Origin of the sequence: Acinetobacter sp. PW68 (genome assembly GCF_020982655.1) — a bacterium.
In the GTDB taxonomy this organism is placed as follows: domain Bacteria; phylum Pseudomonadota; class Gammaproteobacteria; order Pseudomonadales; family Moraxellaceae; genus Acinetobacter; species Acinetobacter towneri_A.
The window spans coordinates 657,702-671,569 of record NZ_JAHZSX010000001.1; the positions used below are offsets into that span (position 1 = coordinate 657,702).

The 13,868-nt window shown below is 42.4% G+C and carries 12 protein-coding genes, 2 tRNA genes and 1 other RNA gene; 9 read left to right on the forward strand and 6 right to left on the reverse strand.

The window, feature by feature from the left end:
* Window positions 1-38: 38 nt before the first annotated feature.
* Window positions 39-1,313 (forward strand): glutamyl-tRNA reductase, encoded by a 1,275-nt coding sequence (hemA, locus tag K1T76_RS03080; RefSeq protein ID WP_019836799.1) that lies wholly within the window; start codon window positions 39-41, stop codon window positions 1,311-1,313.
* Between the two features lie 73 nt (window positions 1,314-1,386).
* Here hemA and K1T76_RS03085 read toward each other — a convergent pair whose 3' ends face one another.
* Together K1T76_RS03085 and K1T76_RS03090 are read right to left on the reverse strand one after the other, a co-directional pair.
* Entirely contained in the window at window positions 1,387-3,357 is a 1,971-nt protein-coding gene (locus tag K1T76_RS03085; protein ID WP_230244052.1) for a DNA primase, read from the reverse strand.
* Window positions 3,358-3,553: 196 nt separating this feature from the next.
* Window positions 3,554-4,534, reverse strand: coding sequence for an outer membrane protein assembly factor BamD (locus K1T76_RS03090; protein ID WP_019836796.1), 981 nt, complete (start codon window positions 4,532-4,534; stop codon window positions 3,554-3,556).
* 71 nt (window positions 4,535-4,605) lie between these two features.
* Here K1T76_RS03090 and rluD point away from each other — a divergent pair, with 71 nt between their 5' ends.
* The 3 genes from rluD to K1T76_RS03105 all read left to right on the forward strand — a co-directional run bounded on the left by rluD (window position 4,606) and on the right by K1T76_RS03105 (window position 7,082).
* Window positions 4,606-5,658, forward strand: a complete 1,053-nt coding sequence (gene rluD / locus K1T76_RS03095; RefSeq protein WP_070153945.1) for a 23S rRNA pseudouridine(1911/1915/1917) synthase RluD — start codon at window positions 4,606-4,608, stop codon at window positions 5,656-5,658.
* Between the two features lie 71 nt (window positions 5,659-5,729).
* Window positions 5,730-6,473 (forward strand): peptidoglycan editing factor PgeF, encoded by a 744-nt coding sequence (pgeF, locus tag K1T76_RS03100; protein ID WP_070153944.1) that lies wholly within the window; start codon window positions 5,730-5,732, stop codon window positions 6,471-6,473.
* A 39-nt stretch (window positions 6,474-6,512) separates the two neighbouring features.
* Window positions 6,513-7,082 (forward strand): flavodoxin family protein, encoded by a 570-nt coding sequence (locus tag K1T76_RS03105; protein WP_070153943.1) that lies wholly within the window; start codon window positions 6,513-6,515, stop codon window positions 7,080-7,082.
* An 85-nt stretch (window positions 7,083-7,167) separates the two neighbouring features.
* Here the strand turns inward: K1T76_RS03105 and smpB are convergent, their stop codons facing one another.
* Window positions 7,168-7,644: an SsrA-binding protein SmpB gene (gene smpB / locus K1T76_RS03110; protein WP_230244053.1), complete on the reverse strand. Its 477-nt coding sequence runs from the start codon at window positions 7,642-7,644 to the stop codon at window positions 7,168-7,170.
* Between the two features lie 178 nt (window positions 7,645-7,822).
* Between smpB and coaD the strand changes: the two genes are divergently transcribed.
* The 5 genes from coaD (at window position 7,823) to K1T76_RS03135 (ending at window position 9,415) form a co-directional block, all read left to right on the forward strand.
* Window positions 7,823-8,314: a pantetheine-phosphate adenylyltransferase gene (gene coaD / locus K1T76_RS03115; RefSeq protein WP_019836792.1), complete on the forward strand. Its 492-nt coding sequence runs from the start codon at window positions 7,823-7,825 to the stop codon at window positions 8,312-8,314.
* A gap of 1 nt (window position 8,315) precedes the next feature.
* On the forward strand, window positions 8,316-8,579 hold the full coding sequence (locus tag K1T76_RS03120; protein ID WP_230244054.1) for a YfhL family 4Fe-4S dicluster ferredoxin: 264 nt from the start codon (window positions 8,316-8,318) through the stop codon (window positions 8,577-8,579).
* A 27-nt stretch (window positions 8,580-8,606) separates the two neighbouring features.
* Window positions 8,607-8,984: RNase P RNA component class A (rnpB, locus tag K1T76_RS03125), an RNA gene on the forward strand.
* Window positions 8,985-9,057: 73 nt separating this feature from the next.
* Window positions 9,058-9,134 (forward strand) — tRNA-Met (locus tag K1T76_RS03130).
* Window positions 9,135-9,338: 204 nt separating this feature from the next.
* Window positions 9,339-9,415 (forward strand) — tRNA-Met (locus tag K1T76_RS03135).
* A 144-nt stretch (window positions 9,416-9,559) separates the two neighbouring features.
* On the opposite strand, the gene K1T76_RS03140 is transcribed toward K1T76_RS03135, so the two are convergent.
* The 3 genes from K1T76_RS03140 to gltA form a co-directional block, all read right to left on the reverse strand.
* On the reverse strand, window positions 9,560-11,185 hold the full coding sequence (locus K1T76_RS03140) for an NAD+ synthase (protein WP_230244055.1): 1,626 nt from the start codon (window positions 11,183-11,185) through the stop codon (window positions 9,560-9,562).
* A gap of 355 nt (window positions 11,186-11,540) precedes the next feature.
* Window positions 11,541-12,056 (reverse strand): hypothetical protein, encoded by a 516-nt coding sequence (locus tag K1T76_RS03145; RefSeq protein ID WP_070153941.1) that lies wholly within the window; start codon window positions 12,054-12,056, stop codon window positions 11,541-11,543.
* Between the two features lie 194 nt (window positions 12,057-12,250).
* The gene (gene gltA / locus K1T76_RS03150; RefSeq protein ID WP_019836788.1) at window positions 12,251-13,525 is read right to left on the reverse strand and encodes a citrate synthase; all 1,275 of its coding nucleotides are present in this window, start codon (window positions 13,523-13,525) and stop codon (window positions 12,251-12,253) included.
* Window positions 13,526-13,868 lie beyond the last annotated feature (343 nt).

A 13,868-nucleotide genomic window follows, 5' to 3' on the forward strand; every position in this document is an offset into this window, starting at 1 on the left:
TGCACAATAGCATAAATTTAGCGAAATGATGATCTGATATGTCTTTCTTTGCATTGGGTGTCAACCATCAAACCGCCTCTGTAGAGTTGCGTGAGCAAATTGCATTTAACCCAGAAAAATTAAGTGCCTTACTTGCTGAGCAAAGCCAACATCCCGAACTGAATGATTTGGTGGTGGTGTCTACCTGCAACCGTACCGAAGTCTACGCCATGTCTGAACATCCAGAACAGGTGTTGGATTGGCTTGCACAAGTGAATGGTATCGATGCACAGCAATTGAGTCGTCATGTTTATCGTTATGAGAATGCACAGGCGGTGTCGCATTTAATGCGTGTAGCCAGTGGGCTAGATTCTCTCATGTTGGGTGAGCCGCAAATTTTAGGTCAGGTCAAAACTGCCCTGTCTTTAGCTAAAGACGCGCATACGGTTTCGCAACAACTCAACCGAATTTTTGAATATGCTTTTTATGCTGCCAAACGGGTACGTTCAGAAACTGCCGTAGGTAGCCATGCTGTGTCGATGGGTTATGCGGTTGCGCAACTGGCGTTACAAGTTTTTAGTCACCCTGCAAAACTGACGGTGATGGTGGTGGCTGCAGGCGAAATGAATAGCCTTGTGGCAAAGCATTTAGCAGAAATGGGCGTCGCTAAAATATTAATTTGTAACCGTACCCGTGCCCGTGCCGAAACATTGGCGCAGGAAATTGCGCATCAGGTAGAAGTTGAAATTATTGAGTTTGATCAGCTTGCGGCTAATTTACATCGTGCCGATGTGATTTCAAGTTGTTCGGGAAGCTTGCATCAGGTGATTGCTTATCATGAGGTGAAAGCAGCTTTAAAAAAGCGCCGATATCAGCAAATGTTGTTAGTCGATTTGGCCGTACCACGTGATATAGATCCTAAAATAGAAAACTTGGATGGCGTGTATTTGTACGGGGTCGATGACTTGCAAAGCGTGATCGATGAAAACTTGGCACAGCGTCGTCAAGCTGCTGTGGAAGCAGAAGTCATGGTTAATCAGCTTGTGACTGAGTTGGTAACCCATCAAAAAGTTCAGCAAGCGGGTGCAACCATTCATGCTTACCGTGAACATGGCGAAAGCTTACGTCAGGAAGAATTAAACTTGGCGATGGCGCGTATTGCCAAAGGTGAAGATGCTGCACGGGTTATGCAAGAATTTTCTTATCGTTTAACTCAAAAATTACTCCATCCAACTTCTATTTTATTACGTGAAGCAGCCAAAGGCGATGAGCCTGAATGTTTTGAGTTTATGCAGGAAAATTTGGCAGCGACAATCAAAAGTCGTCGTAAATAAGCTGGATCATCGTGATTCACAAAAAATGATTGAGTTTGGTCGATATAAAACTCACTCTATAAGACCAGATTGTTTATTCCTCTAGCAAAGTTAGCGATCTTTTTTTATCAATTTCATAAATTTGATGTTTCAAACGCTTCATTTCTTCAATGCTGCTGAATTTTTTAGAGCGAATTTTTTGCTGTAAACAGTCGTATTGCAATTTAGTTGAAAAATCTTGAGCCAATTTATCAACATGCTCGGGAGAGGTTGTGTAATCACTGACATTGGCTTGTTGTAAAATACGCTGTAATTCATAGTGATACGCCGAACATGCACCCAAAATATAATATTTGGCTTGTTCAGGATCATCGGGTAGATCATCAAAAATAGTATTTAAAATATTTAAGATTTGATGCAGCAGGTGATCACTTGGAATCAGTGCACGTAACGGTTCAAAGTGAATATACAAATACGGATGATTGATTAGAATCGCAATCACATATTCTTCAGCATCAACTTTGGTGCTAAAACTCAAAGATGCATCGTTATTGGTCTGTGCCTGCCATTTACGGTTAAAGCCTAACTTTTCACGAAAAAACTGTTGCAGCAAATAACGATAAGAACCCGTTTTGGGCAAAAGTTCGGTCAATTGCCGGAGTTCGCCCATGACCTGACTTTTGCCTTCAGGGGTACTGATATTATGGCCTTGGGTGAGATGTGCAAAAACAAAATCTGACAGTAAAGGCGCCTGATCTAATAAACGTCGGAAATTTTCGATGCCCTCACGACGAATAAGTGAGTCTGGGTCGTGCTCATTCGGTAAAACAAAGAATTTCAGTTCACGCCCATCATTTAACAAAGGCAGCGCAATTTCCAATGTGCGACGTGCGGCTTTTTGACCTGCGGCATCTCCATCAAAAGCGATGGTAATGCGGTTATTTTGACGGAACAGAATATTTAAATGATCGGTATTGCTTGCTGTACCAAGTGTTGCTACAGCACCATAAACGCCGTATTGCTGTAAGGCAATCACATCCATATAGCCTTCAACCATTAAATAGTCTTGGGCTTTCAGTTTGCGTCCTTCATATAAACCATAGAGCAATTGGTTTTTATGAAACACTTCCGAGTCGGGCGAGTTGATGTATTTGGGTTTGATTTCATCATTCAGTGCACGGCCACCAAAGCCGACCACACGACCTTTGCTGTCACGGATTGGGAAAATCACCCGATCACGCAGTAAATCGAAGTCACGTCCTTTGTCACTGGTACGAATCAAGCCTAGAAGTTTTAAACCTGCAATATCTTGCGGAAAGGCTTTTTCTAAATGCTGCCAATCTTCAGGTGCATAACCCAAACGCCAAAACTGCAAGGTTTGTGCGGTTAAACCACGTTTTTGAAAATACTGCTGCGCGGCAGGGCTGTGCGGCAATTGCTGCTCATAATATTGCGCTACATTTTCTAGCAAGTCGTATAAGTTGCCTTCCTGTGCAGGAGTTTCCTGCGTGCTGTCCCATTGCTCAAAGCTTGCAAACGGGTCGGCACTGTTTTGAAATTCCGAGTTCTGAAATTCCGAATTTGCGTATTCAGCACTTTGAAATTCGGCAAAAGGATCAAAGTCGATGCCTGTAGCAACCAAAGCCTGCTCGTTTGTTGCAGCTTGAGTCGCAGAAATTTCGTTTTGTTCTTTTGCTGTTGGCTTGGGTTGAGCTATCGGTGTTGGCTTTTTGGCTTCGCGTTTATAAGAAAGTTTTTTATTGTCGTGCTGATCTTTCGGGAGTTCGATGCCTGTTTGACTGGCCAAGTCTTTCATGACATCTATAAAATTACGGTTATCAATATCCATTAAAAAACGGATGGCGTTACCATTTGCTTGACAACCAAAGCAATGATAATACTGCTTGTCACGATAGACGTGAAAAGACGGGCTTTTTTCCTGATGGAACGGGCAGCAGCCCGAATAGGTACGACCAGTTTTTTTTAATTTCACGCGCTGACCAATCAGATCGACAATATCGGTGCGATCTAAAATTTGATCAATCGTGTGCTGTGGAATGGCCATACGGTTTTTTCTGTTATCTCTTGGTAGTGAAAGGTTCGCCGAACAGGTCGAATACATCAGACTGTGCTGATTGACTCATTGAGTATTCTCTTTTTATCTTTTTCTAGGGCAGGAAACAAGCCCATAAAAGACCAAAGGGCAAGTATCATAACTTGCCCTTTGCATTTTTCAAAACTGAAAAACAGTCGTAAAGGTTTTATTCAGCACTGTCGTTTTCAGATTTTGGACGATCGAGCAAACCAAAACTCAAACGGTTGGTGAGGCTGCGTGACGGCTCTGCTTGCGCTTTAGCATCTGACTGCTGTGCTTCGGTGCTGCTTTGCGCTTCACGTCCGAAAATACCCAAAGTTGCACGATTAAGCCAGCTGGCATCATGGCGCGCAGCACGTAAATTCACGCTACCATCCGCTTTGACCAAGTTTGGATAATTCAGCTTCAACACATCAATATATTGCTGAGCCGTGGCTTGATCGCCCAATTTACCATAACCGTAAGCCACCGTTGCCAATGCTTCAGGAATTTGCGGTGTTTGCGGATAGTGTTCAATCACCCACAATGAGCGCTCAACTGCAGCCACCCATGCTTTACGTTTAATGTTATAACGTGCTGCATTCATTTCGGCTTCAGCCAGTTCCTGACCAATAAACTGCATACGCTGTGCCGCATCTACCGCATAAGTGCTTGATGGATAGCGACGGATAAAATCGACAAAGTTTTGATAGGCCAATTTTAAATAGCTAACATCACGGTGCGATTGCTTGAGCGAGGTATAACGCAACAAGCCATCATAGTTTTGTTCCATATTCGCCACGCCACGTACATAGTAGGCATAATCGGCTTTAGGGTGCTGCGGGTTCATGCGGATAAAACGATCTGCAACAGCAATTGCACCTTCATAATCCTTTTGCTGGAATTTTGCATACAACAATTCAAGCTGCGCCTGCTGCGCATAATCACCCGTTGGGTAATAGGTTTCTAAAGCTTCGAGATGCTTAACGGCATCGGTGTATTGACCACGATCCAGTGCTTTTTCTGCTTTTTCAATATAAACCTGTTCGCTAGATTGCGGACCAGTATCGACCACTTCTTTTTTTGGATTGCTGCTACAGCCCACAATTGCAGACGCAACGCCGAGTGAAAAAGCAAGCATTGTTATTTTATAACGTGGTAGCGACATAAAAATTCCTCTGTTAATACGGGCAATGAGCTACAATTGCGCTATTAAACCACTTTTGTCTGAATGAGCAAATGAGTCAAGCACAATCTACCCATTCCAATTTACCTGAAACTGAGTTCAATTTACTTGAAGATGCTGAGGATGCAGATAACCATACTTCAGGCTCAACTGCAACACGTTTATCGTTGCAATTTCAATTGGATGACAGCCATTTAGGACTACGCATCGACCAAGTTGCAGCCATCATTTGGAGTGAATTTTCACGTGAAAAGCTAAAACAGTGGCTCAAAGACGGTCATTTGTTGGTAAATGGTAACACGGTCAAACCCAAATATAAGTGTGAAGGTGATGAGCTTCTCACCCTAGAAGTCGAGCTTGAAGCGCAAACCCGTAGCCTGCCTGAAGATATTCCATTGGATATTATTTATGAAGATGATGACATCATTGTGATTAATAAACCTGTGGGTATGGTGGTGCATCCGGGGGCAGGCAATAGCTCAGGGACTTTAGTGAATGCCTTGCTACATCATTATCCAAAATCGGCTGAGTTGACTCGTGCAGGTTTGGTGCATCGTATTGATAAAGATACGTCGGGTTTATTGGTGGTTGCCAAAAATCTGGAAGCACAGTTTGCCTTGACCAAGCAACTGTCAAAAAAGTCAGTCTATCGTTTATATGACTTGGTGGTGTACGGCAACATGATTGCGGGCGGTACAGTTGATGAGCCGATTAAACGCCATCCTGTAGATCGGGTGAAAATGGCGGTCTTGCCAGGCGGCAAAGATGCCGTCACACATTACAATGTTAAAGAACGCTTTCAGCACTTCACTCGTGTTCAGGCGCGTTTGGAAACTGGGCGAACACATCAAATTCGTGTGCATCTAAGTTATATTGGTTATGGTTTGGTCGGTGATTCTGTTTATACGCCACGTGTACGTGTGCCCGCAGGTGCATCTGCATTATTAAACGATACGTTGCGTAAATTTAAACGTCAGGCCTTACATGCCGTCAAACTTGGTTTGGTGCATCCACGAACTCAAGAAGAAATGATGTTTGAAGCGCCGTGGCCGGAAGACTTTAAACAATTGGTAGACGTGTTACGCAGTGAAAATGCTGCCTATTAATTGTTGTAAGGATAGCATCAACAAGATTAACCCAGATACAGCAACGCCAGAAAACGATTAAGGATAGATGTATGCAATTCGTTCAAGGATTACCTAAAGGTGTGTATGTCGGGCAAACCCGTATACAACATGCACAGGCTTTAGCAACAGACTGTGCCGATGTATCTGGTTTTAATCTGGCACTGCATGTGCAGGACGATGCGTGGCGTGTGCAGCAGCATCGTATGAGTTTGCTGGCAGAGTTTGCGGAATATGGGGTCGATAAGATGACGTGGATGACGCAAACACATAGTGTGTTGTGTCAGACCATTAATGAGCAAATCACTTGTGAAGCCTTAGAAGGTGATGGTTTGGTCACTCAGCGTAAAGCGCATGCTTTAATGATGATGACTGCAGACTGTTTACCAGTGGTTTTGGGTAATGCTGAAGGCACTGAAGTTGCGAATCTGCATGCGGGCTGGCGTGGCCTTGCCAACGGTATTATCGAAAACACCATTGCCGAAATGCAAAGCGTCCCAGCATGGGCGTGGTTGGGTGCAGCGATTAGTCAGCCGTGCTTTGAAGTTGGCGTAGAGGTGAAACAGGCGTTTTGCGATAAATATCCTGAATTAGACTCGGCCTTTATTGCTGGGCAGCAGCATGCTAAATATCTTGCCGACTTGTATGCAATTGCGCGTTTTATTTTGCAGCAGCATGGCGTTACAACGGTTTTGGGTGGTGATCAGTGCTCCTATCAACAAGCCGATGATTACTATTCTTACCGCCGTCAAGCACGTACAGGACGTATGGCAACATTCGTGTTTATGCAGGCTTAGTGTTAAACTTGACTTAATTATTTGGTTTTAAACATTCTCATGTCAGTGACTCATTCAACATCTTCTTGCGCTGCTATTCGTGTGGCGGTGGTTTATCACAGTCCTTATGGTCATACTGCAAAGGTGGCACAGCATATTGCACAAGGTGCTGCGCAAATGGATGCTCAGGTGACTTTGATGGATGTGGGTGAAATTGAATGGGACAGTCTAGACCAAGCCGATATTATCATTATGGGCTGTCCAACTTATATGGGTAGCATTACTTCGGCTTTAAAACAGTTTATGGAGCAATCGTCTAAGCGTTGGTTGGCTAGAACTTGGCAGGGCAAACTGGCGGCAGGTTTTACCAATGGCGGTGGTTTAAGCGGCGATAAACTGGCAGTGCTGCAACAAATTAACTTATTTGCGATGCAGCATGGCATGTTGTGGTCAGGTTTACCGTTTATGCCTACAGGGCGTAGTCCACATGATATTAACCGCATGTCGAGCTTTTTAGGTTTAATGACGCAGTCTGACAATGCCAGTGTTGAAGTTACGCCACCCGAAGGTGATTTGGAAACTGCAGTCAAATTTGGTAAATACTTGGTGGAATTAAAACTTAAAGCCTAAGAATTGTTCTACTTTTAACTTCCATAAAAATAAAAAAATGCTCGAAATCAACATCGAGCATTTTTTATGGGCGGAATGTGCAGAATTATTTGTGCATCAAACGTGCTTTATCACGCTGCCAATCACGGTCTTTTTCAGAAGCGCGTTTATCGTGCAATTGTTTACCTTTCACCAAAGCAATTTCAAGCTTCGCTAAAGGACCTTTCCAATAACAAGCTAAAGGTACACAAGAATAACCTTTTTGATTGACTGCACCCATCAACTTTTCAATTTCACGTCGTGACAGTAATAGTTTGCGGGTGCGGGTTGCTTCAGGCACTACATGTGTTGAAGCCGACAAAAGAGGTTGAATTTGTGCGCCAAATAAAAAAGCTTCATTATCACGAAGCAGGATATAACTTTCAGTAATAGTCATACGTCCAGCGCGCAAAGATTTGACTTCCCAACCTTGCAAAGAAAGTCCTGCTTCAAATTTTTCTTCAATAAAATAATCGTGGCGTGCACGTTTATTCTGTGCAATTGTTCCGCCCGTATTTTTTTTAACTACAGTTAGCTTCGCCATAATCAATTACTTCCAAACTTATGACTATTGTGCCTCAAACCAAGGCTTGCTGACAAATCAAAATCATCACAACTGCTGGCGAAACTGCTCTGATATTTCATAATTTGGTAGACTTTGCTCACTAAATTTTTTTGAATTTGTTAAACTAACTTTGACAAAACCAACTAGAGCATAATGGATGTCTAAATCTCGCGTAATTTATCCGGGCACCTTTGACCCAATTACTAATGGTCATATTGACTTGGTGACACGTGCCGCAAAAATGTTTGAAGAGGTTGTGGTCGCAATTGCTATAGGACATCATAAAAATCCAATTTTTACTCTGGAAGAGCGTGTAGAATTGGCACAGGCATCTTTAAAGCATTTGCCTAATGTTGAATTTGTCGGCTTTGATGGTTTGTTGGTTAATTTTTTTCGTGAGCAAAATGCGACTGCAGTTTTGCGTGGTTTGCGCGCTGTTTCAGATTTTGAGTATGAATTTCAGTTGGCAAATATGAACCGTCAGCTAGATAGCAATTTTGAAGCTGTATTTTTAACCCCGTCAGAGCAATATTCGTTTATTTCATCCACGCTGGTGCGTGAAATTGCGCGTTTAAAAGGAGATGTGACCAAGTTTGTACCGCAAATCGTCGTCGAAGCCTTTGAACGCAAACATCAACAAGGTTGGTAGCGTGTCTTTATATATTACCGATGAATGCATTAACTGCGATGTCTGTGAACCTGTGTGCCCGAATGAGGCCATTTTCATGGATGAGCTGATTTATGAAATCAATCCGGCGCTGTGTACCGAATGTGTCGGGCATCATGATAAACCGCAGTGCCAGTTATTCTGCCCGGTGGACTGTATTCCGCATGATCCTAACCATGTCGAAACACAGGAGCAATTGCTAGCAAAATATCAAAAACTGATTGATCAAAAAAGCACGAGCAATTAGTGCATTTATTTGTTAAAATGCGCCCTCGAAGTGAACCAGACGATCGCTGCTGTGGATCTCTCCGTGACTGAAGCAGGGGAGGAAAGTCCGGGCTTCAAAGGGCAGGGTGCCAGGTAACGCCTGGGCGGCGTGAGCCGACGGAAAGTGCAGCAGAGAGTAGACCGCCTTCGTGTCGTTTCTTTTTCGGAAGAAATTGAAGGTAAGGGTGAAAGGGTGCGGTAAGAGCGCACCGCATGGCTGGTAACAGTTCATGGCATGGTAAACCCCACCAGAAGCAAGACCAAATAGGAATCCTGAGGTACGGCCCGTACTGGATTCGGGTAGGTCGCTTGAGCGTATAAGTGATTGTACGCCTAGAGGAATGATCGTTCTCGACAGAACCCGGCTTATCGGTTCACTTCGCCAAATTTTAAGCAATTGAAATGTGATAAGGCTTGACGTTGCTTAGATTACAGCAGATAATGCGCGCACAGTTTTTGGCTATGTAGCTCAGTTGGTTAGAGCACCGCACTCATAATGCGGGGGTCACAGGTTCAAGTCCCGTCATAGCCACCATTTTCAGACCACGTTCACTAACGTGGTCTTTTTTTTGGTGACTTAATATAAATTTTGCTGAAAATATTTAACGATTTCCGTAAGAAAATACTAATTTGATTAAAATTAAACAAATCTACCTGTTTTTGCTTAAACTGTGAGCGTTTGTAAATTAAAATGCTTGACGATGCAGAGCTAAGTTTAGATAATGCGCACACAGTTTACGGCTATGTAGCTCAGTTGGTTAGAGCACCGCACTCATAATGCGGGGGTCACAGGTTCAAGTCCCGTCATAGCCACCATTTTAATAGACCAAGCTCACAGCTTGGTCTTTTTTTTGCCAAATTTTTAAGTTGCTTTTGGTGCAGCATTGGTTTTATAGCAGTTATAAAAAACCAAGCCACAGCTTGGTTTTTTATGAATCTAGTTAAGCTATGCTTTAAGCTTTAAATTCCTGCTTTCCAACCATTGACTAGCGGATAGCGACGTTCACGACCAAAAGCACGCGAGCTTATACGTGGACCTAATGCACCTTGACGACGTTTGTATTCATTCCGATCAACCAATTGAATGACTTTCTCAACCATTGCACGTTCAAAGCCTTTGCTAATGATGTCTTCTTGGCTTTGATCTTCTTCAATATACGCATACAAAATTGCATCGAGCACTTCGTATGGTGGTAAAGAATCCTGGTCTTTTTGGTCAGGACGCAATTCGGCTGAAGGTGGACGAGTAATGACACGTTCAGGAATTACAGGGATATCGGCAATGCTGTTACGGTATTTTGCCAATTCAAACACTATGGTTTTGTACACATCTTTCAATACAGCAAAACCACCGACCATATCGCCATAAAGCGTGCAGTAACCAACTGCTAGCTCAGATTTGTTACCTGTAGAAAGCACGAGGTTGCCAAACTTATTCGATAGTCCCATTAAAATCGTACCACGGGCACGGGCTTGTAGATTTTCTTCTGTAGTGTCGCTTGGGCTGTTGCCAAAGAAAGGATAAAGCGTTTGCATAAAGCTATTGACGATAGGGTGAATTTCGGCAATACCAAAAGTCACGCCTAAGGTTTTGGCTTGCTCTGCAGCATCTTCAACGCTAATTTGCGCGGTATAGGTGTACGGCATCATCACTGCTTGTACTTTGTCTGCACCAATTGCATCAACCGCTATAGCAAGGGTGAGCGCTGAATCAATTCCGCCTGACAAGCCTAGAATCACACCTGGAAAGCCAGAGCGTTGCACATAGTCTCGGGTTGCGAGTACCAAACCTTGATAGATTTCAGCAAGGGTGTCTAAAGCGGGGCTAATTTCGGCGCTTCTAAAGTGCTTCAGCGCAGCGTCATATTCAGCGTAGAACAAACCTTCTTGGTAGGTTGGGGCTTGTAGCGCAACATTGCCTGCTTGGTTAATCACAAAGCTCGTACCATCGAAGATTAAATCATCTTGACCGCCAACTTGGTTGACATAAACCACATTGAGATGTAATTGCTTCGCTAACTCGGTCATGGTCTGTACACGATGCTGCGGTTTACCCACTTCATACGGCGAAGCGTTTAAGACCAGTGCAGTTTCAACATTCAACTGTGCTAATTGTTGTACCGTTGGCAAAGACCATAAATCTTCACAAATCAAAACGCCAAACTTATGACCAAGATATTCAAATACCAAATGTTGATGACCTTCGTCAAAATAGCGTTTTTCATCGAAAACTGCGTAATTTGGTAAATTTTGTTTATTGTAAATGCCTAAGATGTTGCCATCTTTCATGACGGCTGCTGAGTTAAAGCGCTGACCATCTTCAGTTTCATTAACAAAGCCGAAAACTAAAACAATATCTTTAATTTCGCGTAATTGTTCAAATGCTTGTTGCGTGCGTTGATTCAAGCTTGGGCGAAGTAATAAATCTTCTGCAGGGTAGCCCAAAGTTGAAAGTTCAGGAAAAATAATCAAATCTGCATGTTGTTTTTTCGCTTCATTTGCTTGTTCAAGCATTTTTTGCGCGTTTGCTTCGAGATTGCCAATGTGTGGAGAGAACTGTGCAAGGGCAATTTTAAAAGATTTCATTTAAATTAAGTCCTATTCCTATAGGTGTAAAATACACGTAAGTGGCTGATGATTATTGTTATAAAAATTTCAGCGCAGTGTATTGTGGATTAAACGACTGCCGAAAGGCACAAATAAAAACCATTTATTATCTAACAGATAAAGATCTTATTTTGCAGTGCAAAAATGGAGACTTTTGCTATTTTATCTTAATTTAGAATAGATGCTAGCATCGAATACACTTTATTGTCTTGTCTATGAGAATATCATGGAAATGTGTCAGCATTTTTATGCTATTTGTTTGAAAAGCATTATATTTTTATGCTGCTTGTTGCTGGTATTTGTCGTGAAAAAAGTGTGTATCAAGATGAGCAGGCTAAATTAAGTGGTGCGGGCTGTTTAAAATGATATTGTCTATTTTTTTAAGAAAAATATCTTTGGCAATTTCACCTTGTTGCTCAATGTTGTACGCAGAAAAGGGTTTTGCTGCAATTAAACGATATTGATAGGGATTGTAGCGCTTAAAACTCAAAAAATACGCCGTTTGTAATACTGCGCCACGCAGTAAGACGTTAATATTTTGTTGATGCTGTAAAATATGCGTCATCTCATGAATAAAGATCGCCTGATAGCCACGCTGTGCTTGGCTGTAGTCGGCTAGATAATGCCGATTCCGCACATGAATGTAGCCACATGGCGCCATAAAAATATGCTGTGGCTGCCAAGGCAAATAAGGATGGTTCATGACTTTGACTTGGCTGTAGTCAATCAGATTGCCAAATACAGATTGGCACAACTGTCTTTCCATTGCAGTTAAGCTACGACATCTAAACTGATCGAGTTTCAGCAGTCGCATAAATAAGCTGAGAATGAATAAATGAAGTTGTAGCATAGAAATGAGTTGTAAGTGGCTGACATCATAAAATATAGCGTAATTTTGCAATGATCTAAATTTTATTTTGTGGCTTGCTGGTTGTTTGGAATAAGTTAAGCAGTAACGAGTTTATCAGCTAAACAAAAGTAATAAAAAACCACCCGAAGGTGGTTTTTTGTCGTGTCGTTTTACACGCTACAACGCAGACCGAATTAACGGTTGATGTCGCGTTGAACTTCGCCAGTGTAAAGCTGACGAGGACGACCGATCTTGTAAGGACCGCTGTGCATTTCTAACCAGTGGCTGATCCAACCAACTGTACGTGCAAGCGCGAAGATCACAGTAAACATTTCTGTTGGGATACCAATCGCTTTAAGGATGATACCTGAGTAGAAGTCTACGTTAGGGTAAAGGTTACGTTTGATGAAGTATTCATCAGAAAGCGCGATACGTTCAAGTTCCATAGCAAGAGCAAGCTGTGGATCGTTGATGCCAAGCGCACCAAGAACTTCGTCGCAAGTTTCTTTCATTACTTTCGCACGTGGATCGAAGTTTTTATATACACGGTGACCGAAGCCCATGAGTTTAACTTCTTTAGTTTTCACTTTTTCCATGAAGCCAGCAACGTTTTCTACAGTGCCGATTTCATCCAGCATCTTAAGAACAGCTTCGTTCGCACCGCCGTGAGCAGGACCCCAAAGTGCAGAGATACCAGCAGCGATACATGCATATGGGTTAGCGCCAGTAGAGCCAGCTAAACGTACTGTAGACGTAGAAGCATTTTGTTCGTGGTCAGCGTGAAGTGTAAAGATACGGTCCATTGCTTTCGCAAGGATTGGATCTACTTTGTAGTCACGGTCTGCTGGAGTTGCAAACATCATGTACAGGAAGTTTTCAGCGTAAGTCAAATCGTTACGTGGGTAAACGAAAGGTTGACCAACAGTGTATTTGTAGCTCCAAGCCGCTAAAGTAGGAATCTTCGCGATTAAACGAATCGCTGTGATTTCACGATGGTTAACATCTTCGATATCTAAGTTGTTGTGATAGAACGCAGATAACGCACCAACGACACCTACCATGATTGCCATAGGGTGAGCATCACGACGGAAACCGTTATAGAAACGTTTTACTTGGTCATGAACCATAGTGTGGTTGCGAACTTTAGCGTCAAAATCAGCTTTTTGTTCTGCGGTTGGAAGCTCGCCATTTAATAATAAGTAGCAAGTTTCTAAGTAGTCAGCTTTAGTCGCTAATTGGTCAATTGGGTAACCACGGTGTAAAAGAATACCTTTGTTACCATCAATGAACGTAATTTTAGACTCGCAAGACGCTGTTGCCATAAAACCAGGATCAAAAGTAAAGTGACCTGCCGCCAACACATCCTTAACGTCAATTACATCTGGGCCTAATGTGCCGCTGTAAATTGGTAATTCAATTTCTTTTCCATCAAGCTGTAATACGGCTTTTTTGCCAGTTGCTTCAGACATTCAATAGATCTCCTGTCCTGGTGAATGTTGATCTGACTCGAAGTATCAATCTTTTAATGCGCAAGTCAGACGGATTAAAAATTAGCTCTAAGATTAGAGAGTACTGAAATTTTGTCAATTATACTTATGGATTAAGCAGACGACTGTTTTAGAGACAGTCGAAAAAATTCCAGTAAAAAATCAATAAAATCACAGCACAGCCGCCGTATCATAAGTCAAAATTTGTCAGATGTGCATAAAAAAATCAACAATAAGGATTTATTGTAAGCAATTTTAAATGCGGGTTTTGATATGCTATTTCTTTGGCAGGATTCAGTTCATTACTTAAAATTATCTAATTCTC